This is a genomic window from Mycolicibacterium sp. XJ870, assembly GCF_053483975.1.
This window is the reverse complement of record NZ_JBEFTI010000002.1, coordinates 432,279-454,868: the sequence shown is the minus strand read 5'-3', so window position 1 is coordinate 454,868 and position 22,590 is coordinate 432,279. Positions and strand designations below refer to the sequence as shown.

Genomic DNA, 22,590 nt, shown 5'->3' with positions numbered 1-22,590 from the left:
GATCAGGGCACGGTCGTCGGCAGACGATCCAGCGCGTAGGAGGTGATCGCGATCAGCGCGTTCTTCGCCGAATCGCGTTGCCGCGCATCGACGCTGATGATGGGTACGTTGGGGGACACGGCCAGCGCCTCGCGCAGATCTTCCACGGCGTGGGTCGGCGCGTCGTCGAACTCGTTGACCGCGACCAGGAACGGTAGGCTTCGCGCCTCGAAGAAGTCGACGGCCGCGAAGCTGTCCTCAAGCCTGCGGGTGTCGACCATCACCACGGCGCCGATCGCACCGCGGACCAGGTCATCCCACATGAACCAGAACCGGCGTTGCCCCGGTGTGCCGAACAGGTATAGCACGAGGTCGCTCGCGATTGTGATCCGGCCGAAATCCATTGCAACCGTGGTGGTGTCCTTGCCGGGAGTGGCCTCAAGGTCGTCGTGGCCCTGAGAGGCGGTCGTGACGAGGGCCTCGGTGCGCAACGGCACGATCTCCGACACGGCACCGACGAACGTGGTCTTGCCGACGCCGAAGCCGCCGGCAATCACGATCTTCGTCGACGACACCGTGGCGCCGGAGTCAGAGTGCGCGTAATCCACTGAGGGTCCTTTCGATCAGTCGGCGCCGCTCCGTCGCGGTCGAACGGTCGGTCAGCGTGGCGTGAACCCGAAGATGGCCGCTCTCGACCAGATCCCCCACGAGCACCCTGGTCACCCCGATGGGCAGACCGGCGTAGGCCGAGATCTCGGCGATCGACGGCCGGTCGCTGCACAACCGGACGATGACAGCGGGGACATCCCCTGGCGCACAGTCCAACTCGTCGCTCGACGCCAGGGCCTCCACCGAAGCTTCGATCGGAATCTCGATCGGGGCCCGGGTTCGCCCGCCCGTCAGCGTGTATGGCCGGGCGCGATTGGCTGATTGCTTCTGCTCGGGCCGGTTCATACTGAGCGTCATCGAACTCCCTGCGCGCCGCGCGGGGCCGCCTCGACGGTCTTGCCGACCCGGTCGACGAGCAACGCCATCTCGTACCCGACCTGACCGATATCGCACGAGACCGACGCCAGCGTAGCGAGATACGACCCGTTTCCGACGCCCATCAAAAGCAGGAAACCATCGTCCATCTCGACGATCGATTGACGAACGTTCCCGGCCTCGAACAACCGGGCCGCGCCGGTCGACAGGCTCGCCAAACCAGATGTCACGGCAGCCAATTGCTCTGCGCGATCGGCCGGAAGGTGTGAGTTCGACGCCATCAGCAGGCCGTCAGCCGACACGAGAATCGCATGCGTCACGCCCGGCACATCGCGGACGAAGTTGGACACAAACCAGTCGAGGGTGCGCTTGCTCGCAGGAGCAGAGCCAGCCGACCCAGCGTGTGGTTGCGTGCCGGTGTTCATCGGTCTCCTTCGATTCGGCGGTGTGCTGCGTCGGTTTCGGCCCGGCCCCTGCGAACGCCGGCCAGTTGTCGGCTCAGGATGTCTCGGATCGCCGCGGGATCATGGCCTGCCTCCGCCCTGGTGTCCGATTCTGATCTTGTATCTTCCGGCACCAGCCGTGCGCCGCGTTCTCGGATCGGCAGCCCGGATTCGGTGCGTCGTTTCGGCTCCTGCTCGGCGGCCTTCGCGGCGGCGGCCCAGAGGGCGTCGGTGGAGCTCGACCAGATCTTGTCACGCGATTCTCGTGCCACCGGATCCATGAGCCATTCGGACGTCATCCGCTCGAAGATCGGCGCGCTTTCCCAACTCTCGGACTCGATGTCCAGCCGCGCGGGTTCGATGGCCGGTGCCGGCTCAGGCGACGCGGGCTCAGGTGAAGGCGACGCCGGCGAAGGCGAGGGCGTCGGCTGAGGCGGCTTTGACGCGGTGAAGTAGGAAAGCGGATTCGGTCGCGCCTCCTCCGGAACCGGCGGTGCCATCCCGTTCGCGGGAACAGGCACGCCGTTGACCCCGCTCGCCCCGGGCGACCGCTTCGGCAGCGTGCTGCCATTGCGGGTGGAGTGGACCAACGCATCTGTAGCCTGCGGCGGTGTCGCGACCGGAACCTCGAGGTCTCCGAACGCAGGCTCTGATACCCGCCGGTCCTCGATGGACCGAAGCGGCGCGTCTGCAAACGAACCGGCATGCGGGTCGCCGAGTGCATCGACGATTTCCGTCGGCGGGGCGATCAGCGCGCCGGGCAGGTGCACACTCGCCGTCACACCGGGCCGATCGGTCAGCCCGCTGGTGGTGCGCAGTCGCACCGTCGCCTCATGGCGTCGCGCAAGCCGACCGACGACGAACAGACCCATGCGTTTGGCGGTCTCGGAGGTGACCTCGCCACCGAGTGCGAGCCGTTCATTCGTCGCGCGCAAGTCCTCCTTGGGCATGCCGAGCCCGCGGTCTGCCACCTCGACCAGAAGTCCGGCGTCGACCGCGCGCCCGACCGTCACCAATACCGGCGATTCCGGCGGTGAGTAGCGCAGCGCGTTGTCGAGCAGCTCAGCGATCAGGTGGCCGACATCGCCGGCCGCTGAGCCGACGATCGAGACGTCGACGACGGGGCCGACCTGGACCCGGCGGTACTCCTCGACTTCGGACATCGCCGCGCGCAGCACGTCCGGCAGCGGAACGGGCGCTGACATGCGGTGGCGTTCGACCGTGTCGGCAAGCACCAGCAGGTTGTCGCCATTGCGGCGCATGCGCGTCGCGAGGTGATCGAGCCGGAAGAGGTGATCGAGCCGGACCGGATCGTCCTCGTCGAGCTCAAGAGTCTCGATCAGGGCAAGCTGCTCTTCGACGAGCGACCTGCTTCGTCGGGAGAGGGTTTCGAACATGTCGCCGATCTGCAGGCGGACGCCATGCTCGCTGGCGAGGCGGACCGCCTGGGCGTGGATGTCGTCGATCGCGCGCGCCAGCTGCCCTACCTCTTCATTCGTATGGACGGGCAGCGCGGTGATCTCCGGCATGCCTCCGCCCTTGCTGAGGCGATCGATCTCCTCGGGCAGCTCAACTTGCGCGACCTGCAGCGCGCCGCGGCGCAGGCGACCGATCGACTGGATGAGCGACCGGCCGACCGCGAGTGCAAAGACGAGCGCGGCCAGCACCGCGCCGAGGATGATCGCGGTGTCGCGGAGGCCGTCGGACCGCAGTGTGTTGGCTCGGGCATGCAGTGTGCGGTCGAGATCGGCGGACAGCTGTTCGGTCATCGCGCGATACTGTTCGACGCTCGTCTGCATCGCGCTTCTGAACTCGGGGCCGTGCACGGATTCGCTCAGCGATCGGGTGTAGGCGTCGCGACGAACGTCGGACGCCTCGCGCAACGATGTGGCTTCATCCGTGGCCGCCGGCTGTGCGAGCCGATCGATCGCCGCTCCTTCGGCGCCGGCCGCATCTGCCGCCTCGGTCCGCAGCTCGACGGAATCGACGAAACCCGGCGTGGTTACCAGCACCCGCTGGGTTGTCAGCGCCCGTTGGGCGGCTAGGGCGTCCAGGAGCCGGTCCGCGTACGGGCGCACGGCGCCGTCGTCGACTGTCGCTGTGGTGGTCGCGATCGCCGAGGCGACGCCGGCCGCCACATCCTGCGCTCGCTCGGCGATTTCCGGCTGGGGTACCCGCCCGGAGCTGATCTCGTCACGCAACGCGGTGGCGGTCGAGGAGGCTGTCGTCAGCTTTGCCGCGACCGACGGGTCGAACTCGGCGGATGTGACCAGCGACGCCAGGTCTGCCGCGCTCGCGTCGAACTGCGCGAGCGGTTCCTCGATCGGCGCCCCCGAGGCGGCGGCGTATGCGAGCCCGTCGAGCCGGTCCACCAGCTCGACCGCAGGCACCACGATCACGGCGTTGTCGGAAGCGACGCTGAGTCTTGATGCCGCCGTCAGTTCGTTGTAGATCCGGACCGCGCCGAACGTCGCAGCGAGCAAGATGGGCAGGATCAAGGTCGCCGCGACTTTCCATCGCAGCGGCCACCCTTCCACCGACGCCCGCGACACGGTCGGACGCGCATGGTCACCGATATTCGGATCTTTCGCATCCACGGCCGCACCACCCTTCGCCGAGCTTATTGACGTACAGGTAGGAGAACCTCGGCCACCGCAGATGGTAAATGACTGATAACAATTCTGCATCGACGGGGCGAACGACGGCGGGTTCGCTGGCGCTGCAGCGGCATGTGTGCAACGCGTTAACGTGCGGGTTTTCCAGCAATCTAAGAGGATGTTGCGATTGTTGCCGCCACCCGACCTACGGATTCAGTTGCCTCCCGCGATCCCAATGCGTCGTCGTGCGGGGGTCTGCTCGATGCGCCTGATGACTCGGACCTGCCTCAGCGGCATGTTGCGGAGGAGGGCCGGCGTTTGAAAACACGCGTTAACCAGGGGATATGACGGTCTTGGCTTTCGGTTCGAGGGACAAGGAAACCGAACTCGCCAGCCGAAGAACGGCGCCCTCAGGAGCGGCCTGCGGATCACGATCCCGCACCTCCCCTCGGCCTTGCCGACGCCAGCCGGGCAGCAGTCGTGACTTCACGTGCGCCGAACGCAACGTTGTTAGTCGGCCAAGCGGTCAATGTCGACGTTTGTTGCTCGCTTGGGCATGGCCAGTGCGGGCGGATCCCGTCGGTGCGGAAACCCGCCCACCTCAACCTTCTCAGGTGATGATCAACGGTGGGCCAAGGAGGTCGAAGTGCCGAAGAACATCGTCATCTGCCTTGACGGCACGGGGAATCAGCTCAAAGCCAGGGGCAACACGAACGTCGTGCTCCTCTACGGGATGTTGCAACTCGGGGACCCGGCCAAGCAGGTGGCGTACTACGACCCGGGCGTCGGAACCTTCAGCTCGAGTGCGGCGTGGACACCGGTGGCCCGGTGGCTGTCGAAGGTCTTCGGCCTCGCGTTCGGATCCGGCCTCAAGGCAAACCTCGCGGAGGCGTACTCGTACCTTGTGCGCACCTACGAGCCCGACGACCAGATCTTCATCTTCGGCTTCAGCCGAGGGGCCTACACGGCGCGCGCGCTGTGCGGGATGCTCGACGGGTTCGGCATCCTGCGCCCGGGCTGCGAGAACCTCGTCCCGTATGCGGTGTCGATCTACACGCGAAGCAAGGATCGCTCCGACGACGACTGGGCCCAGCAAGGCAAGTTCGCCCAGCTGTTCGCACAAACCGTCGCTTTCCCGACACGCATGCCCGTCCACTTCGTGGGGATCTGGGACTCGGTCAAGGCGGCAGGGTTCCTGCGGTGGAAGTTGCGCTGGCCGTACACGCGAACACTCCGTAATGCCAAGACCGTTCGGCACGCGATCTCGATCGACGAGAAGCGCTACCCGTACCGCGAATATGTGGTCGAGCGGCCGGACAAGGGCCCGTTTCCCGAGACCGACGAGGCCTGGTTCGCTGGCGTGCACTCCGATGTCGGCGGCACCTTCGATGACGATCCGACGCTTCCGACGATCGCGTTGAAGTGGATGCTGGACGGAGCGATACCGGCGGGCTTGATCTTGAAGCGTGGGGCCTACAAGCGCGCGTTCGACGACCTCAAGGCCGACGGCCGCGTGCACCGGATGGGATGGATCTGGGTGTTCCTCGGCTACCGCCGCAGGCCCATTCCAAAGGGGGCGCGCGTGCACTCAAGCGTCCGCGAGCGAGCAGACTTCACAAAGAAGTACGAGCAGCGATTCGCCGAGGGCGTGACGTGGGTCGACCCTGAGTGGCAGACGCTTCATGCCCGCCCCGATGACATCAGTTGACCCAGCACTCTCCCCGGCCGCTGTAGCGGTCGACGGAAACCGCACTGGACATGCCATCGGCGTACTGGCGATCGAACGCCGGCAGCAGGGTGCGATTGAGCTTCTCCAGGTGGTCTTGCCACTGGCGTAGTTCAGGTCCGCGCGCCTGGAGTTCTTCGAGCACGGAGCGTTCGTCGATTGTTGTCAACTTCTTGTCCTGCAACACGATTCGGCCATCGATCATCACGGTGTCGATCGATGATCCGTTTTCCGAATAGACCAGGTGCAGCTCGGGCTTGTTGCGAGGGGTAAACGCGAGAGAGTTCATGTCGTAGAACACCAGGTCGGCGCGCTTGCCCACCTCGACACTGCCGACGGTGTCCCCGAGTCGCGCTGACCGAGCGCCGCCGAGGGTTCCGGCGGTCAGCACCTCCTGTGCAGTCGGCCACTGCCGATAGTCGGGTCCGGTGACCTTGTGCAGCAGCGCGGCTGCCTTGACCGCCTCGGACATCCGCGCGGTGTCACTGCTCGACATGCCGTCGGTACCGATTCCTAGATTCACCCCGGCGTCGAGGTATTTGCGCCACGGCGCGATACCGGAGCCGAGCTTGAGGTTGGAAATGGGGTTGTGGGACACCGAGGTTCCCGTGTCGGCGAGAACCTCCACGTCGGAGTCCGTCAGCCAGATTCCGTGCGCCATCGTCACGCGCTCACCCAGCACCCCGAGCGCGTGGAGATACTCGACCATCGTTTTGCCGTAGAACTCGGCGGCGGTCACCGCCTGGGTTCGCGTCTCGAGCACGTGGATGTGGTACTCCAGGTCGTACGCCTTGGCGATGTCGTCGATGCCGACCAAAAGCTCGGGGGTACAGCGTTGCGGGGCCGACGGGCCCAGCATGAACCGCAAGCGCCCGTCGGCATAGTCGGCGTACCGCTCCGCCGACGCCCTGGCGTAGGAGAGATACTCGTCGCCTTGAACGACCGCCAAAGCATCGAGCTCGCGGCGCGCGTCCGGGTCCAATGCGTCGGCCAGGAAAGGGAAGTGGTCGACGAACGGTCGATCCATCACGTGGCCGGAAATGTTGCCCCGGATGCCGATGTCGCGGTATGCCTCGAACACCGCCGCGAGTTGGTCCTCGGTCTGTCCCGGAATCTCCAGCACATCGTCGACGAGAGTGGTGACACCGTTACGCAGGGATTCGATGGCCACCAGCTGGGAACGTAGCCGGATGAGGTCCGGCGACAGTGGCGCCAGACCCAGTACCGGGTACGACAGCAGCATCCAGTGCTCGAGGGGCAGGTTGTCCAGCCGTGCCCGGAACAACGCCTCCCAGGAATGGGTGTGCGCGTTGACGTATCCGGGCACGACGAGGCGGTCCCGACCATTCAGCACAATGTCGCCGGGCTGCTTGTCGAGAGTTGCTGCGATCTCGATGATTTCGCCGTCACGTATCCGTATGGAACGAGTGACGGGACTGGCGCATGTGGCGTGGTCCATGGTCAGGACCGTCGCCCCGTCGATCAGATAGGCCGCAGTCACTGCTGCACCCGCCGGCGGTTGATCGACTCCAGGGCGATGTAGCTGACACCCGCGGTGATGCTGCCTGCCAGCCAGGAGAGATCCACGCCGCCGAGCGCGGCGGCCGCCGGACCCTGCAGCAGCGGTGTCATCCCGTACATGAACAGCCAGGTGAAGACAATGCCGACGCCGAGTGCGACAAGGGCTGTCGGCCGTACCGCCGGCAGTAGGCCGGCTCCGGGTGGCGCCACGAGCGCGTGGGCATCCACCTGCTGGCGCGCGACGAAGAACCAGTGCACCAGCATCACGGCGGCCCACGGTGACAGCCAGCCGACGATGCCGATAAGCCAGGCGTCGATGGTCGCGGCGAAGTCACCGTTGAGGACGAACACCACGACCACTGCCATTGCCACCGCGCCGATCACAAGGTTGAGCACCCGACGGTCGACGCGGATGTCAAGCGCCTGAGTGGAGACGGTGCAGGTGTAGATGTTGAGAATATTGGTTGCCAACGGTCCGTGAACGACCAGTAATAGCACCGGGATAGCAAGTACGCCGTAGGCGTCGACGATGATTTCGCCGGGGTCAGATGATGAACTCAGCGTAGCCAGCGTCGCACCGAGAGCACCGAGCCAGACCACGGGGATGAACTGCCCCAACGCACTGGCGAAGAATAGCTTGCGTGCCGGAACCGAGGTGGACACGAACCGCGAATAGTCGCCTGCATAGCCCAACCAGGTAATGCCCCAACCGATTCCGATCGCAGTCATCACCGCGCTCAGGGCAGCGATGTGCTCTCCCGCCGTCAGCGTTGCATCGCCCGCGTACCCCCAGTCGACGTCGAGAGCGAACCACGCGACACCTGTCATCGCCACCAGGACGGCGACCGTCGGAGGAACGGTCCAGCGTTCGAACGCCGCGATCACCCGGTAGCCGAACCAGGCGATGACCACCTGGATGACCATGATGATCGCCGCCACCGCGATTCGTGCCCCATGCTCGGCGTTGTCCGGATCGACCAGACCGATGCGGCCCAGCAGCGCCATCACCAGATCCAGGACGATCCAGGTGTTGACCGCGCACCACCCCATGCACACCAGAGCCTGCACTGCCGCGGGCACGTAGGCACCCCGGCGTCCGAACACCGCCCGGGACAACACCATTCCGGTCACACCGGTGCGCTGCCCGATCACCACAAACAAACCGAACAGCGACATGCCGATGGCGTTGCCGACCGCCAGCACCGCGATGGTCTCGAACAGTCCAAGGCCCATCGAAACCCCAAGCGCGCCCAGGACCCAGTTGATGGGCGCGATGTTGGCGCCCGCCCAGATCCAGAACTGGCCACGCACGTCGGTGGTCCTGCTGGATTCGGGGATGACGGTGAGCTCGGACTCCAAATGCTCAGTGGTGCCGGGGATGGGTTCCCCGGTGGTGACAGCCGACATGACGGTTCCGTTCTTCGGGCGCAGGCACAGGGGCGCGACGGTGCGCTAGTCAATCCTGCGCGCACCAACCCAGAATCGGTGATAGACATTCGGTCTACAACTTTCCGGGGTCTATATACAGTTCGCACATACAACCGAGAGGTCTCAGTGTTGCCCTCGACGACGTCGCTGAGCCTGCGGGAGGTCCTCGACGACCCGGCGCTGTCGGCGGCGCGACCGCAGGTCCTGGCCGGCTGGAGCCGGTTGGACACCGCGATCCGGTGGGTGCACACCAGTGAGGTCCTCGATATCGCAGAGCTGCTCAGCGGCGGCGAATTGCTGTTGGTGGCCGGTGTGATCCTGGGTGACTCCACGCCCTCCCAATTGCACGCCTACATCGATTCGCTCGCCGACGCGGGGGCGGCCGGTCTGGCCGTCGAGCGTCCACGCGTCGGGCCACTGCCCGCCGCACTGGTGGCACGGGCGAACGCCCGTGACTTCCCGCTGATCGAGCTGACCGAAGTGGTGCGATTCGTTGAGGTCACCCGAGCCATCAACAGCCGGTTGGTCAACGAGTCGGTCCGCGCGCTGCAGTTCAACGACGAGGTCACACACATGCTCGCCGGGGTTCTGGCAGCGCAGGGCGACCTCGATGACATGGTGTCGAGGCTCAGCGCGCTCAGTGGTTGCTCGATCGCGGTGCGATCCGTGTCGGGCGCTGTGTTGGCATCGGTGGAGGTTGGTGACCCCCGCCCGCGCAGTTACGCCCACGTCGCGGCGATCGAGTCCGCCGGTGTCACTATCGCGACGCTCGAAGTGCTGCCGCGCGCCGGCGTGGACTTGCAGATGGTCACTGCCGTTTGTCGGCGCGCACCGGAGTCGCTTGCGTTGGCTCTGCTGCGCTGGCGACCCCTGACGCGCTCGGATCAGCATCTGCGCGAAGTGTTCAGGCTAATGGCCCTCGCCGAGGACACTGGCCGCCCACCCGCACTGCGCGCCGACACTGAGGCGGCCTTGCGGCGCACCGCTCGCGAGCTGGGGTTCGCACCCGGCGGTTGGTACGTCGGTGTGGTGGCGCTCAGCGTCGACGGGCCGTTGCAGGTCGCGGAACTCTCTGCGGTGCTGCGCCGCGACGATCGGCCCGTGCTCTCGGAGATCCGCGACGGACGGCACCGCTCGATCGTGCGGTTCGACGGTCGCGAGGACGCCGCTTCGGTGACAGACGGACTCGTCGCTTCGCTGTATTCGTCGCCGCTCCCGCGCGCGTTGCGGATCGGCGTAGCCGAGCCCACCCGCGACCTCCCCGACCTGGCCGAGAAGATGGCGACAGCTGCAACGGCGGCACTACTGTCCACTGAGTCCGAATTCGTCGGCCTTGCCCGGGACGTCGCAATCGATCATCTGCTTTCAACAGTCGATTCGGCTGCAGTGGACCGATTCCTGCGATCAGTGTTGGGCCCGATGCTGATCGTCGATCGATCCGCCGAACTACTCACAACGCTGACCGTGCTGTTTCGAACCGGGTCGCGGGCGGCGGCTGCCAAGAAGCTGAACATTCACCGGCAGACGATGTACCAGCGCCTCCATCGAATAGAGAAGATCCTCGGCCGGCCGATCGGCGACGCCACCGGATCGACGGGCGCGCTGTTGGTGGCGGTCGAACTGGCGGCGGTGCGGTATCGACGCGGCAACGACAGTTCAACCGGGTAGTCACTTCGCGAAGCAGTCGTCTTCCCCACCGGCGGGCATGGTGGCGTTGTCAGTCGAAAAATGGGCTGCCACACCGGTTTCCGTGACGTCGACGTCGCCGGCGTGCACGCCCATGGGGAAGTTGTCGGTCTGGCTCGCCAGAAACGCATCGAGCATGGGCTGTAGATCGCTGACAGCAATCACTCCGGGTCCGGTGGTGTCGACGATGTCCAACCCGATACCGCCCTGTTCGCTGACCTTCGGTTTCACCGTCACGTTGGCCAGGAGGCTTTCGAGTTCCAGCGTGCCGTCGTCGGGGTTGGTGGTCACGTCGTTGATCAGTTGGCCCAGAAGGGGGATCGCCGATTGAAGGGATTCTTTGATGCCTTCGGAACTCCAGGTGACGTTTGCGTCGAGTGACCGCATCGTGCCACCACTACCGACGCCGTCCTCGAGCCGCAGATCGCGGATGGTGATGTCGAACTGCATACCCTTGGCTTCGCGGATCTGCTGCCCGGCCGTGTGAATGTCCATGGTGGTGTAGTTGCCGGTCAGGTGCTGCCAAAGGAACGGCGGCATCGCGGGTAGCGAGACCGTCGCCGTGTCTCCCATCAGACACTCCATCGTCGCTGAGACGACGCTTTCGGCGCGGTTCCGGGCGTACCACTCAGCTGCCCCCAGACCGGCCAGGACCAAGATCAGGGCGAGCGCGGCGATCAGCACGACCTTGAGCCCGCGGTGCGTACGCCGCGGCGCAGGCTCGGGAGGAGCTGCGGCGGTGCGGGGAAATTGGATCGTGGCGTCGTCGAACGGCGAAGGCGCACTGCCGGGTCGGCTCGTGGGTTGATGTCCCCACGGCGGGTTGGTCACCCGCCCGATTCTGCCTCACCTGGCCGGCTGTGCGGCGCGCCGGCCGCATCGGTTGAAGAAGCGCCCGGTCCGGGTATACATCGCGGGTGGAAGGAGCGCGCCATGGCCAAGAAAACACAGGACGAACAAGGCGAGGAACCGAAAGGCGGGCGACCGGGCCCCGCGGATCACGGCCGCGAAGGCGGCATGGCGACGCGGGAGAATGCACCCGAGCTCACCGAGCCCGACGACCGCGACTGAGCGACTCAGGACCCCATCAGCTCGTCAGCGCGCTTGGCGCCGGTGTGGCCGCGTGCCACGCCCTGAACGAGTGCGGCGATGGAGTCGGAGTTGTCTGCCCGCAACGGAAGGATGCGTTGGTAGTCCTCGGACTCGTACCAGCGCGATGCGGACTCCATGTCGGGGAACCGGATCACCACCAGTGCTCCGTCCCCCCAGTCGCCCTCGCGTACGTCGACGTCTCCGCCGTGCACGATGAACTCCCCACCGAAAGGCTTTAGTGTGTCGTCGATTTCACGCATGTATCGAATAACCTCGTCGCCGAGTTGGACGTCGCGTAGATAGGCCACCGCGTAGGCAGGTACGGAATCAGGCATGACACCAGCGTCGTCCGGCCCACGCGCGGAATCAATTACCTGCCAGGTAAGGCTGCGACGACGGCGGCGCGTGTGCGGGCCGGGAGTAGCCTCGACCCCGAGGAGGGCAAGATGAAATTCGGGATCTCCACGTTCGTCGATGACGACAGTATCGATCCGGTGTCGCTGGCCCGCGCGATCGAGGAGCGGGGTTTCCACTCCTTCGTCGTCGCTGAGCACAGCCACATCCCGGCAAGCCGGGAGTCCGCCTATCCGGGCGGCGGTGAACTGCCGTCGCCGTACTACAAAACGTTGGACCCGTTTGTCACGCTCGCCGCGGCGGCCGCCGTGACCTCCAGAATCGAACTGTTCACCGGGGTGGCCCTGCTCATTCAGCGGGATCCGATCCATACCGCCAAGGAAGCCGCAAGTATCGACCTGATCTCGGGTGGCCGCTTCGTTTTCGGTGTCGGCGCAGGCTGGAACCTCGAGGAGATGCGCAACCACGGCACCGATCCGAAGACCCGTGGCGCGCGGCTGGACGAGAGCATCGAGGCCATCAAGGCCCTCTGGACTACCGAACCCGCCGAGTACCACGGCAAGTACGTCGACTTCGAGCTGTCGTACTGCCGCCCCAAACCGGTTCGACAACCGCACCCGCCGATCTTCGTAGGCGGCAACTCCGATGCCACCGTCAAGCGGGTCATTCGCCATGGCGCGGGCTGGATTTCCAATCCATTGCCTCCGGAGATGCTGGCAACCCGCATCGGTCAGATGCGCGACGGCGCCGGCCACGACGTCCCGCTGGCGATGTTCGGTACACCCGTCGACACCGACTACTGGCGTGCCGCCGATGACATGGGCTTCGACCAGCTCGCACTGTTACTGCCGTCGGTGCCGCGAGACGAATCACTGCGCCTGCTCGACGAATACGCCGAGCGGGTGGCTCAGTACCAGTCAGGGACGTGACGTCACGAGCGCACCGTCTTGCGCCGCGTCACCACCCGAGCCACGAAGTACAGCGCTGCGCCGCTGGCCACCAGCACCGCCGCGAACAGCCACACCTTCGCCGTCTGCTGGCTCAGCAGCAGAAGACACGAGGCCACACCGAGCACCGGAACAGCCGTCCACACCCGAAAGTGGTTGTGTTCGACGGTGTCCCGCCGCAGCGCCAGCACAGCGACGTTGGTCGAGAGGAATACGAACAACAGCAGCAGCACGACGGTCTCGGCCAAGGTGGAGAGGTCACCGATCGACGTGAGCACCATCGCCACCACGGTCGTGGCGACGATCGCCACCCACGGGGTGTGGCGTTGCGGCAGCACACCGCTGAGAAACGCTGGGAGAAGGTGATGTTCGGCCATGCCGAAGGCGAGTCTGCTCGCCATGATCATGGTCAGCAGGGCGCCGTTGGCGACGGCGATGAGCGCGATCGCGCTGAAGACCCAGTCGGGTACTCCTATTCCAGATGCGGAGACGACCTCAAGAAGTGGGCCGGAGGATTGCGACAGCTCGCTCGGTGGCAGCACGGCGGCACTTGCGATACCGACCAGAACATAGACGATCCCAGCCGTGATGAGGGCACCGAACAAGGCCATTGGGTACACCTTGCTGGGATTGCGTATCTCTTCGGCCACGTTGGCCGACGTTTCGAATCCGACGAACGAGTAGTAGGCGATGATCGCCCCGGCCAGAATTGCCAGGGCCGGCTGCGACCCTGCAGGGAGTTCGACAAGGCGGCTGACGTCACCGCGCCCGCCGCCCACCATCACCGCGCCCGCGATGATGACGATGAGCAGACCGGTCAGTTCGATGACGGTCATCACGACGTTGCTCTTCACCGACTCGCTGATGCCGCGGGCATTGAGGGCTGCGATCAGGGCGAGAAAGACGATCGCCGCCGGGACCGCGGGCACGTCGATGAAGGTGGCGAGGTAGTCGCCGGCGAAGGCCAGAGACAGGCCGGCCGCGCTGGTCACCCCGGCGGCGAGCATGCAGAAGCCCACAAGGAACGAGACCAGCGGCTGTCGGAAGGCACGTTCGGCGAACACTGCGGCGCCACCGGCCTTCGGATACTTGGTGACGAGTTCGGCGTAGGAGCCCGCCGTGAAGAGGGCCAGCACCAGGGCTAAAAGCAGCGGCGCCCACAGTGCACCTCCGACCTTGCCTGCCAGCACGCCCATCAGCGCATAGATCCCCGCCCCCAGCACGTCGCCGAGAATGAACAGAAACAGCAGCGGCCCGGTGATCTTGCGGCTGAGCTTGCCGGCGGACTGCTCGTCCTCATGCGCGTGTGAGGTTGCCTCCGTGGTCATCGATGCCTCCCGTACGCCCGCGGGACTGTGGCGGGCGCCATTTGGCATACCCCGTCCGGGCCAGGCATAAGCGGGCACTGAGCTGCGGCATCAGTCACCGACGTGAATCTGGACGCCGCGGGCCTGAAGTTGTTCGAACGTGTAGACGAACTCGCCGCGGCGTCCGACCGAAACGACGTAACGATCTTGGCCTTCGGTGATGGGAAAGCTGAACGAGAACGTGCAATGCGCGGTGCCGGCCTTGCCCCGCCCAAGCGAAGTGGTGGTGAGGATCTCGCCTTTGCCGTCCTTGACGGTGACGGCCGTGGTGTGGCCGACGTCGGAGTATCGCGAATGTTCCTGAAACTGTGATGGTTTCGAGGATGTGAAAGCCATGAGCGAAATGTGGGCAGAACACGTCGACGGCCATCACTGTCGACGTCACCGCCGCAGTACGGGCAGGTCCTCACCGTCTCTGTTATATGTCGTCCACCGTGAATGCACAGCGGGTTGTCATCTGTCGGACCGATTGTCAGTACTTGCGGTCGCCTTCGCTGCTGTCGAAGAAGGCCCAGTCACCGTCTGCCGACAGCACTTCCATCCGCCAGCCCAACTCGGGCTTGGCCTTCTGATCGACGAACCAGGCGTGCGCGTCGCCGGCGCTCTCGATGTCTTTCGTGTCGACGACTTCACCATGGGGATTGAGAACTCGATATTTGGCCATGCCCTAAGCGTTCCCCTGTTCGCGGTTCTGAATCATCTGCCGGGCGGCGAGCAATGCACCACCTTCATCGCGGTCATCTCGTCGAGGAGTTCGGGTCCGAATCCGAACCCGGATCCGCTGGCCCGCCGGGGTTCCGACGCGCCGCCGGGCGCACCTCCGAACACGTCGTTGACCTTCACGGTTCCGACGGGAAGGCTCCGCCACGCGTCCTGGGCATGGGCCATGTCGCTTGTCAGCACGGTGGCGGCCAGCCCATAGCGGTCGTCGGCAGCTTCGGCGATCGCGGTGGCGAAGTCCGGTACCGCCCGCACCGGGGCGATCGGACCGAACGTCTCCTCCCGCATGACGAGCATCTCGGGCGTGCAGCCCGTCAACACTGTCGGGGGATAGTAGGTGCCGGGACCGGATCGCGGTTCTCCGCCGAACAGGACCCGCGCCCCGCGGTGCGCCGCATCCATGACATGCGTGTGCACCTGGACGCGGTGAGGCTCGTCGACGAGGGGGCCGATCCGGCCGTCCCATGCCCGGGCCTCCTCGAGCAATGCGCCGACGAACTCCTCGGCGATCGGCTCGACGGCATAGATGCGTTCCACCGAGACGCAGATCTGCCCGGCGTTGGCGAAGGCCCCGAGTGCGGCCTGCTCAGCAGCCCACCCCGGATCGACACCGGCATCGACGATCAACGCATCGTTGCCGCCGTTCTCCAACAGCGCCTTGGCGCCGCGTTCGGCGCAGGCGCGCGCGATGGCCCTGCCGGTCGCGCTGCTTCCGACATGTGCGACGACGTCGATCCGGCGGTCTGCAGCCAGTCGGGCGCCGACGGATGAGTCGCCGTCGACGATCTCCAGCACCCCATCGGGCAGTTGGGCGGCGAGAATCTCTGCGAACCGCCTGCCCGTCCGCGGGCAGCGCTCACTCGGTTTGTGGACGACGGCGTTCCCGGTGACGAGAGCCGCGCCGAGAAGTCCCGCGGCCACGGCCACGGGATCGTTCCACGGCGTCAGCACCGTCACCACGCCACGTGGCTGCGGGACCATCAGATCGGTGGCCGACCATGAGCCCTGCAGGCTCGCCCCGCGGTGCAGCGGCCCCAGTTCGGCGTACTGCCGCAGCGTCCCGACGCCGGCTTCCACCCCGCCCAGCGAATCCCCGCGCGGCTTTCCGGTTTCGTGTTCGTTGAGTTCGGCCAATTCGTCGGCGGCGGCTTGGACGGCACCGGCGGCGGCTGCCAACGCGGCGGCTCGCTCTGCGGGCGCGGTCCTGGCCCACGGTGCGAAAGCGCTGCTCGCTCGCCCGACCGCCTCGTCGCAGTCGGCGGGTTCCACAATCGGCACCCGGCTGACAACGTCGCCGGTCCGCGGGTCGAGCACAGTGATGATGTCGCTGACGGTCGAAGTCACAGTGTCCGGGCTACCCCCTGGACACATTTCCAATCACCGCAGATGGGCTGTGGTGCGGCCCACGAAGGGTTTCATCTGGCGGCCCCGGTGGTATGCCTCCTGGCCAGAGAACCGAAGGGGAGTGAGATGGCCAAACACGGCAAAGCAGATGAAACACGTCAGGGTTTGATCGACTCCGTCAAAGGCGCGGCGAAAGAGGTTGCCGGCGCGATCACCAACAACGATTCGCTGACAGCCGAGGGCCAGCTTGAGAGGTCGGCGGCGAAAGACCGCCGAGCTGCCAACAACGCCGAGGCCGTCGCGGATGCCGAGGCTGACGAGGCTCGCGCGGAGGCGACGGAAGCGAAACGGCAGGGCGCCGCCGCCCGTGGCACGGTGCAGGCTCAGACCGCCGCCGTCGAGAGCTCGGTAAACGTCGAGCAGGCGGCGCAGAAACAGGCAGCCGAACAGACCGGACGACGACTCTCGTCCGACACGAATGCGCGCGCCAACATCGAGGCGCACAGTGAAGTCGAGAACGCCAAATCGCAGGAGCGTGCGGAGGTCGGCGCTGCGGAAGCCGATGTCGCCGATGCGCTGGACGAGCATCAGGACGCGGTCCGGGAAGCGGCCACCGCCAAGGTCGAAGCTGCCCGGCTCAGAGAGCAGGCCGACCGCATCGCCGAAAACACCGAGCGTCAGTAGGCGCCGAGAGACATAGGAGTCAACCGTGAAAGTCAACGAAATCCCGACGGCGGTATTGCGGATGCAGTACCGATTGGCCCGGATCCCACTGCAACTGATCGACGACCGGGTGCTCTCCAGGTTCGGCGAGGAAGCCCCTGTACGACTGGTCTACGAGCGCTCCCTCGGGACGCTCGACGCGAGTATCGGTGGTGTACTGGGTGATTCGGAACTGGAGCAGCGCGGTATCGCCCTGCGTGAGCGCAGTGAGACGCTTGGCCGTGCCGCTCAACTCGACGCACGCGCCGGCCAGAAACTCAAGCACGCCGACGCCGACCTCGCCTCGGTCTCCGACGACGCGAGCGAGGAGGTGCAAAAGGCCCGCGAAGAGACACGGCAACACATCAAGGAAGCCCGCAGTGAAGCCGATGAGCGCAAACGCACTGCGGCAGAGCGGGTCCAGAAGGGCACCTCAGCCGTCAAACGGCAAGCCGACGAGGTCGCCGCTCACCGGAAGAAGTCAGCGGAAGCCGCACGCGACGAGAAGTTGGCCGATGTCCGCGCGGCAGAACAGCGCGCGACGGCCGACGCCAACGCAAAGCGCAACGGTGCCCAGGCCACCCGAGGCGCAGCCGCCGAGAAGCGTGGTCGGGCTGAGCGACTAGAGGGCCTCGCCGACGCCGAAAAGCAGCAGCGGCAGTCGGAGCGGGCCGACGACTCCTGAGTCCCAAGACGGGGCTCGTCACGGGAGTACGATCGCCCACAGGGAGGTCCGAAAATGCTCAGGGACTCCAGGTTGACAGTGCTGTGCGCCGGTGTCGCCGTTGTCGGCGCGTTGACGTTTGCCGCGCCGGTGAGCGCCCACCACGGCTGGGCCGATTATCAGGACTCGCAGTTCGAACTCAGGGGCACGCTCGAGACAGCCGTCAGCCTCGCGGGACCACATGCCACCGCGCAGATCCGAGCCGGTGAAGCGCTGTGGGACATCGTCTTCGCGCCGTCGTCGCGCACTGCCCGTGCCGGCCTGAACGAGGACACCGTCCCGGTGGGCGACGAGGTTACGGCCAGCGGGCACCGGCATCGAGATCAGGCCACGCTGGAGATGAAGGCCGAGCGCCTGACGTGGGACGGCAAGGTCTTCGACGTCTACCCCGACCGCAATTGACACCCGCGGCCCATGCATGACGTGCTGGCCTGGCTGGAGGCGTCGGCACTCGGCACGCTGATGCGTGACTCCGGGCCGTGGACCTATCCGATTGTCAATCTTGTTCACATACTGGGTGTGGCAACGCTTTTCGGTGCGGTGCTGATCCTCGATCTCCGGCTACTCGGGGTGTGGCGCAGTGCGTCACTTCCGGCGATCACCACGGTCGCGGCACCGGTGGCGACGGCGGGATTCGCGGTCGCCGCCCTCAGCGGTCCCTGCCTGCTCGCGGCCAATGCCCTCGACTACGAGCAGAATCCGGTTCTGCTGGTGAAGTTCTGCGCCATCGGACTTGGGATAGCGAATGTCATGCTGTTGCGCCGTACCGCAGCGTGGCGGGCACACACAACCCGAGAGCTGACGCGTTCAGAAACGCGGCAGTTGGCGGTGTTCGCCGGGGTATCCCTCGCCAGCTGGCTGACGGCGGTAGCGGCGGGACGCATGCTCGGATATTGGTGACGCCATCGCGATTCTGTCAGTCGCGAGTTGCCTGTTGACCGTAACCGGCCAGCCGACGGCCCACTTCGGCGAGCTCGTCGCCGTCGAGTACGCGCACGGGCGCCCCGCTGGCCATCGCCCGAAGCTGTACATCGCAGATGTACTCGAGGTAGGGCACGAGGCTCAGCACCTTCGGCAGCGCCCGACCGACGAGGACGGCGCCGTGGTTTCCCATCAGTGCAGCGGTGCGATCACGCAGTGCGGTGGTCACGTTGTCCGCCAGCTGTGGAGTGCCGAAGGTGGCGTACGGCGCGACCCTGACGGCGCCGCCGAACATGGCCGAGTAGTAGTGCGATGCGGGGACCTCATCGACCACCGTCGACAGCGCGGTGGAGGCCGGTCCGTGGGTGTGCACGACTGCGGTGTGCTCGGTTGTCTTGTAGACCGCCAGGTGCAGCGCAAGCTCGCTGGAGGGTTGCAGAGCCGCATCGACCGCATTGCCGTCGAGGTCGTGGATCCCGACGTCGCGCGCCGCCATCGCTTCGTAGTCAACGCCGCTGGGAGAGATCACCACGAGGTCGTCGACCCGAACCGACACATTGCCCGCCGTCCCCACCACAAGCCCGGAACGGCTCAGGAACCGGCAAGCCTCGACGACCTGATGACGTTCAGTGCTCAGTCTCATGGCTCGAGCACATACTTCGATCCGCGGCCGGCGGCCATGTCCTCCAGGCTCGGCAGCAACGCCTCCAAGGGGCGACGCTCGGTCACCAGCATCGACCCGTCCACCTTCTTGCTGGCCAACAGCTCCACCGCGATCCGGACATAGTTGGGCGTGTGATGGAAGACGCCCTTGAGCGTGTACTCCTCGTAATGCATGGCGGAGGAGTCGACGGAAAACGGCGCACCCTTTGGCGTCCCGCCGAACAGCACCGCCGTCGCGCCGGGCCGCAGGGTCCGCACCGTCTGCTCCCACACTTGCGGCAGCCCGACGGCCTCGATGGCGACGTCGGCGCCGCGTCCGTGCGGGGTCCGCGCTTTGATCATCGCGACGCGGTCCTCGAAATCCGAAACTTCGGACAGGTCAACGGTGTCCACCGCTCCGGCTTGGCTGGCCTGTTGCAGCCGCCACGGCGACTGGTCGACCGAGATCACGTTGGCACCGCGCAGGGTTGCCAGTCGCACGAACATCAGGCCGATCGGTCCCGCGCCGTGCACCACGACCGTGTCGCCCAGCTGGATTCCGGTCTCATCCATGCCGTGCACGACGGTGGCCAGCGGCTCGAGCGGTGCGGCGGAGGCGAAGTCGAGATCATCGGGCAGCAGGTAGGTGTTGCGCTCGACGATGGCCGCCGGAATGATCACCTGTTCTGCGAAGGCGCCGTTGAGGAATTCCAGGTTCTCGCAAAGGCTTTGACGACCGCGCGTGCACGCCCAGCAGTGACCGCACGGCGCCGTGTTGGCCGCGACGACGCGGTCACCGACGGCGAACTTGTCGACTCCGTCGCCGACGGCCGACACGATGCCTGCGAACTCGTGACCGAAACGGGAAGGCAGGGTAGGGAACAGCTTGGGGTGGCCACGGCGGTACGACTTCAGATCGGTTCCGCAGGTCGCCGCTGCCTTCACGTCCACCAGCACCTCGCCGGGTGCCGGTTCGGTAGCTGCAACGTCTTCCAGTCGCAAGTCCCCGGGCCCGTAGAACATGGCCGCTCTCATTGTTGATCTCCTTGGGTGTTGTGGTCCTGCGATAGTTCGTGCAGGTTGTGGAGTAGGCCTCGGGTCTCGGCGTAGAGGCGTTGATACAAGGTGCGCAATTGCGCGTAGCCGGCCGCCGCGTCCTCGCGTGGCTCGACCACGGCGTCAGTCCTGGCGATGGCGGACGCGGCCTCGGAAATCGAGCTGTATTCACCGATCGCCGCGAATGCGACCGCGGCGGCGCCGAGCGCGCTCACCTCGCCGGATGCGCAGACCTCCAGCGGTCGGTCGAACACGTCGGCCAGGATCTGTGTCCACAACGTGCTGCGCGCACCACCGCCCATCGCGCGCAGCACCTCGACGCGTTCGCCGCGTGCGGCCTCGAGTCCATCGAGTTGCAGCCGCAACTCGAAGGCGATGCCTTCAAGCAGGGAGCGGTAGAAGTGCGCTCTGGTGTGGCAGCCGCGCCAGCCGAGTGTGATACCGGAAGCCTGGCTGTCCCAGTGCGGCGTCTGCGCGCCGTTCCAGTAGGGGAGTGTCAGGAGGTGCTCACTACCCAATGGCAGTGCCGCGGCATCGCGTTCGAGTTCCGGGTCGGGAGCACCGGCGAGCTCAGGATCGCCGAACTCGGTGCGGAACCAGGTCGGCAGGTACGTGCCAGACGAGCTGAATGTCTCCGCGGTGGTGTGGCCGGGGATCGCCGAGATCATCGAACGGTACGCCCGCGCGGGCAGGTATGACGTTGTCTCGCTGCCGATCACGACCGCGGTCCCGAGCACCAGATAGGCGACCCCGGGGTCGGTGACGGCGAGCCCGAGCCCGGCCGCCTGGCCATCGCCGGTACCCGCCACCATCACCACGTCACGGTCCAAACCCCAGGCATCGGTGATCTCGGACCGTAACGGCCCGAGCGAGGCGCCGGTGGGAACGAGGTCGGGCAGCTGAGCACGGTGCAGTCCGGCGAGTTCGAGCAATTCGCTGCTGTAGTCGCCGGTGGCCTGGTCGATCAACGCCAACGGGTCCACCGACGCAGTGCTGGAAACCCAACGCCCCGTCATGGCGTGTGCGAGATAGGTGTGGACATCGGCGATCCGATGACAACGCGCCATCGTGTCAGGCTCGTGGTCGCGTAGCCACAACAGTTTGTAGAGACCGGGGGTGATGTCCGCGGGCTTGCCCGAGAGCAGCTCGACGCGTTGCGTTCCGTACCTTCGGGTTTCAGCGTCGGCGCGGCCATCCATCCACAGGATGGCCGGCCTTATCGGTTTCTCGTCGGCGTCGAGGCAGACGAAGGTCTCACGCTGGTGCGTCACACACACAGCCGCGACGGCGCTTCGATCGGGGATCTCGCCGAGGGCCTGCCGCACGGCCTGGTCGGTAGCCGTCCACCAATCTGGCGCATGCTGCTCGAACCAGTGCGGCGCCGGACTGCGGGTGTCGAGGGCCTGTGCACCGCTGCCGACCACCTCACCTTTGGCATCCACGACGATCGCCTTCGCCGCTGTCGTTGAGCAATCGACCGCGATCACGAGTGGTGACGTCATCGTTGCGCTCCGGTGAGTTCCCGTTCCGCTACCGTCGCCCTATCAAGCTGTGCCACAACGATGTTCGCGCCGCCGGCCGCCAACTGCTCTATCTCGTCCGCGCCGGCACCTGTATCGATCACGACAGCATCGAAATCCTCCAGCGCACAGATTCGGTGAATGGCGCGACGAGCCAGCTTGGTGTGATCGATGAGTAGTACGCGCAGCTCGGCGCTCTCCATGAACGCGCGCTTGAGCTCGGCCGCGGTACTGGACGGATGGAAACACATCCCGCGGGACACCGCGGGCACGGACATGAACAGGACGTCGTAGTGCATGTCGCGCAGCGCTCGCACGGCCTGAGATCCGACGAATGACGAGAACTCGGGGACGTAGTCCCCGCCGATGGCGTTGAGTCGAACCCGTGGGTCTGTGGACAGCTCGTTGATCGCAGGCAGAAAATTGGTCACCACTGTCAGTGGCAGTCGATCGGACAGCTGGGGTAGCACCTGCAATGCGGTCGTGCTGTCATCCATTGCTACGGCCTGCATTTCGACCTGACCCGCTGCCCAGTCGAATGCCGCTTTCGCCACCGCTCGTTTCTCGGTGAGGTTGAGCGCCTTTCGCAATTCGATGTTGCGTTCGAATGCCTCGCTCGGTGGGGCTTCGGCGCCTGACCGCACTTTCCGCAGCATGCCCTGCGCGTGGAGGTGGTCGAGGTCGCGATGGATCGTCATCGTGCTCACGCTGAACTGATCGGCTAATTCGTCAATGCGGGCCCACCCGCGGGCCCGGACGAATTCAACGATCTCCGAACGCCGGTGGGAGTGATTGCTGGTGCGGCGCGACTGTACGGGCACGGCCACCTCCTGTAAT

At 65.9% G+C, this 22,590-nt stretch carries 24 protein-coding genes; 8 read left to right on the top strand and 16 right to left on the bottom strand.

Annotation, left to right across the window (positions count from 1 at the left end; all coding sequences use genetic code 11):
* Positions 1 to 2 precede the first annotated feature (2 nt).
* From ABQF30_RS13685 to ABQF30_RS13670, 4 genes are read right to left on the bottom strand one after another with little or no spacing between them, the layout of a single operon-like run.
* The gene (locus tag ABQF30_RS13685) at positions 3 to 587 is read right to left on the bottom strand and encodes a GTP-binding protein (RefSeq protein WP_448464476.1); all 585 of its coding nucleotides are present in this window, start codon (positions 585 to 587) and stop codon (positions 3 to 5) included.
* The gene (locus tag ABQF30_RS13680; protein WP_448464474.1) at positions 568 to 945 is read right to left on the bottom strand and encodes a DUF742 domain-containing protein; all 378 of its coding nucleotides are present in this window, start codon (positions 943 to 945) and stop codon (positions 568 to 570) included. The genes ABQF30_RS13685 and ABQF30_RS13680 overlap by 20 nt, the downstream gene beginning before the upstream one ends.
* Complete coding sequence (locus ABQF30_RS13675) at positions 942 to 1,388, bottom strand: roadblock/LC7 domain-containing protein (RefSeq protein ID WP_448464472.1); 447 nt, start codon at positions 1,386 to 1,388, stop codon at positions 942 to 944. The genes ABQF30_RS13680 and ABQF30_RS13675 overlap by 4 nt, the downstream gene beginning before the upstream one ends.
* Entirely contained in the window at positions 1,385 to 4,003 is a 2,619-nt protein-coding gene (locus tag ABQF30_RS13670; RefSeq protein WP_448464470.1) for a sensor histidine kinase, read from the bottom strand. The genes ABQF30_RS13675 and ABQF30_RS13670 overlap by 4 nt, the downstream gene beginning before the upstream one ends.
* Positions 4,004 to 4,649: 646 nt before the next feature.
* Here ABQF30_RS13670 and ABQF30_RS13665 point away from each other — a divergent pair.
* Positions 4,650 to 5,711 (top strand): T6SS phospholipase effector Tle1-like catalytic domain-containing protein, encoded by a 1,062-nt coding sequence (locus ABQF30_RS13665; protein ID WP_448464468.1) that lies wholly within the window; start codon positions 4,650 to 4,652, stop codon positions 5,709 to 5,711.
* On the opposite strand, the gene ABQF30_RS13660 is transcribed toward ABQF30_RS13665, so the two are convergent.
* Positions 5,704 to 7,230, bottom strand: a complete 1,527-nt coding sequence (locus ABQF30_RS13660; protein WP_448464466.1) for an amidohydrolase family protein — start codon at positions 7,228 to 7,230, stop codon at positions 5,704 to 5,706. The genes ABQF30_RS13665 and ABQF30_RS13660 overlap by 8 nt on opposite strands.
* On the bottom strand, positions 7,227 to 8,657 hold the full coding sequence (locus ABQF30_RS13655; protein ID WP_448464464.1) for a cytosine permease: 1,431 nt from the start codon (positions 8,655 to 8,657) through the stop codon (positions 7,227 to 7,229). The genes ABQF30_RS13660 and ABQF30_RS13655 overlap by 4 nt, the downstream gene beginning before the upstream one ends.
* 150 nt (positions 8,658 to 8,807) lie before the next feature.
* On the opposite strand from ABQF30_RS13655, the gene ABQF30_RS13650 reads away from it, so the two are divergent.
* Positions 8,808 to 10,346 carry a PucR family transcriptional regulator gene (locus ABQF30_RS13650; protein ID WP_448464462.1) on the top strand — a complete coding sequence of 513 codons (1,539 nt, stop codon included), beginning with the start codon at positions 8,808 to 8,810 and terminating at the stop codon, positions 10,344 to 10,346.
* Here ABQF30_RS13650 and ABQF30_RS13645 read toward each other — a convergent pair whose 3' ends face one another.
* A complete protein-coding gene (locus tag ABQF30_RS13645) occupies positions 10,347 to 11,195 on the bottom strand; it encodes an LmeA family phospholipid-binding protein (protein ID WP_448464460.1) in 849 nt (282 codons plus the stop codon). It abuts the gene before it with no gap.
* A gap of 102 nt (positions 11,196 to 11,297) precedes the next feature.
* Here ABQF30_RS13645 and ABQF30_RS13640 point away from each other — a divergent pair, with 102 nt between their 5' ends.
* Positions 11,298 to 11,435 carry a hypothetical protein gene (locus ABQF30_RS13640; protein WP_448464458.1) on the top strand — a complete coding sequence of 46 codons (138 nt, stop codon included), beginning with the start codon at positions 11,298 to 11,300 and terminating at the stop codon, positions 11,433 to 11,435.
* Between the two features lie 5 nt (positions 11,436 to 11,440).
* Here ABQF30_RS13640 and ABQF30_RS13635 read toward each other — a convergent pair whose 3' ends face one another.
* A complete protein-coding gene (locus ABQF30_RS13635; RefSeq protein ID WP_448464456.1) occupies positions 11,441 to 11,791 on the bottom strand; it encodes a DUF1330 domain-containing protein in 351 nt (116 codons plus the stop codon).
* A gap of 111 nt (positions 11,792 to 11,902) precedes the next feature.
* Here ABQF30_RS13635 and ABQF30_RS13630 point away from each other — a divergent pair, with 111 nt between their 5' ends.
* The gene (locus tag ABQF30_RS13630; RefSeq protein WP_448464454.1) at positions 11,903 to 12,739 is read left to right on the top strand and encodes an LLM class F420-dependent oxidoreductase; all 837 of its coding nucleotides are present in this window, start codon (positions 11,903 to 11,905) and stop codon (positions 12,737 to 12,739) included.
* 2 nt (positions 12,740 to 12,741) lie between these two features.
* Here the strand turns inward: ABQF30_RS13630 and ABQF30_RS13625 are convergent, their stop codons facing one another.
* The 4 genes from ABQF30_RS13625 to ABQF30_RS13610 form a co-directional block, all read right to left on the bottom strand.
* Positions 12,742 to 14,085, bottom strand: a complete 1,344-nt coding sequence (locus tag ABQF30_RS13625; RefSeq protein WP_448464452.1) for an APC family permease — start codon at positions 14,083 to 14,085, stop codon at positions 12,742 to 12,744.
* Positions 14,086 to 14,175: 90 nt separating this feature from the next.
* A complete protein-coding gene (locus tag ABQF30_RS13620; protein WP_448464450.1) occupies positions 14,176 to 14,460 on the bottom strand; it encodes a hypothetical protein in 285 nt (94 codons plus the stop codon).
* Between the two features lie 136 nt (positions 14,461 to 14,596).
* Positions 14,597 to 14,788, bottom strand: a complete 192-nt coding sequence (locus tag ABQF30_RS13615; RefSeq protein ID WP_448464448.1) for a hypothetical protein — start codon at positions 14,786 to 14,788, stop codon at positions 14,597 to 14,599.
* A 32-nt stretch (positions 14,789 to 14,820) separates the two neighbouring features.
* Positions 14,821 to 16,188 carry an aldehyde dehydrogenase family protein gene (locus ABQF30_RS13610; protein WP_448464446.1) on the bottom strand — a complete coding sequence of 456 codons (1,368 nt, stop codon included), beginning with the start codon at positions 16,186 to 16,188 and terminating at the stop codon, positions 14,821 to 14,823.
* Between the two features lie 126 nt (positions 16,189 to 16,314).
* Here ABQF30_RS13610 and ABQF30_RS13605 point away from each other — a divergent pair, with 126 nt between their 5' ends.
* Genes ABQF30_RS13605 through ABQF30_RS13590 form a run of 4 tightly spaced genes read left to right on the top strand, consistent with a single transcriptional unit; the run spans position 16,315 to position 18,514 of the window.
* Entirely contained in the window at positions 16,315 to 16,872 is a 558-nt protein-coding gene (locus ABQF30_RS13605; protein WP_448464444.1) for a CsbD family protein, read from the top strand.
* Positions 16,873 to 16,897: 25 nt separating this feature from the next.
* Complete coding sequence (locus ABQF30_RS13600; RefSeq protein WP_448464442.1) at positions 16,898 to 17,575, top strand: IF2 family translation initiation factor; 678 nt, start codon at positions 16,898 to 16,900, stop codon at positions 17,573 to 17,575.
* 54 nt (positions 17,576 to 17,629) lie between these two features.
* Positions 17,630 to 18,016, top strand: coding sequence for a DUF6152 family protein (locus ABQF30_RS13595; protein WP_448464440.1), 387 nt, complete (start codon positions 17,630 to 17,632; stop codon positions 18,014 to 18,016).
* 12 nt (positions 18,017 to 18,028) lie between these two features.
* Entirely contained in the window at positions 18,029 to 18,514 is a 486-nt protein-coding gene (locus tag ABQF30_RS13590) for a DUF6644 family protein (protein WP_448464439.1), read from the top strand.
* Between the two features lie 16 nt (positions 18,515 to 18,530).
* Here the strand turns inward: ABQF30_RS13590 and ABQF30_RS13585 are convergent, their stop codons facing one another.
* The 4 genes from ABQF30_RS13585 to ABQF30_RS13570 are packed head-to-tail and all read right to left on the bottom strand — an operon-like array spanning position 18,531 to position 22,574.
* Positions 18,531 to 19,178, bottom strand: a complete 648-nt coding sequence (locus tag ABQF30_RS13585) for a class II aldolase/adducin family protein (RefSeq protein WP_448464437.1) — start codon at positions 19,176 to 19,178, stop codon at positions 18,531 to 18,533.
* Complete coding sequence (locus tag ABQF30_RS13580; RefSeq protein WP_448464435.1) at positions 19,175 to 20,212, bottom strand: zinc-dependent alcohol dehydrogenase; 1,038 nt, start codon at positions 20,210 to 20,212, stop codon at positions 19,175 to 19,177. The genes ABQF30_RS13585 and ABQF30_RS13580 overlap by 4 nt, the downstream gene beginning before the upstream one ends.
* Positions 20,209 to 21,735, bottom strand: coding sequence for a xylulokinase (locus tag ABQF30_RS13575; RefSeq protein ID WP_448464433.1), 1,527 nt, complete (start codon positions 21,733 to 21,735; stop codon positions 20,209 to 20,211). Before ABQF30_RS13575 ends, ABQF30_RS13580 begins: the two co-directional genes overlap by 4 nt.
* Entirely contained in the window at positions 21,732 to 22,574 is an 843-nt protein-coding gene (locus tag ABQF30_RS13570) for a DeoR/GlpR family DNA-binding transcription regulator (RefSeq protein WP_448464431.1), read from the bottom strand. Before ABQF30_RS13570 ends, ABQF30_RS13575 begins: the two co-directional genes overlap by 4 nt.
* Between the last annotated feature and the right edge of the window lie 16 nt (positions 22,575 to 22,590).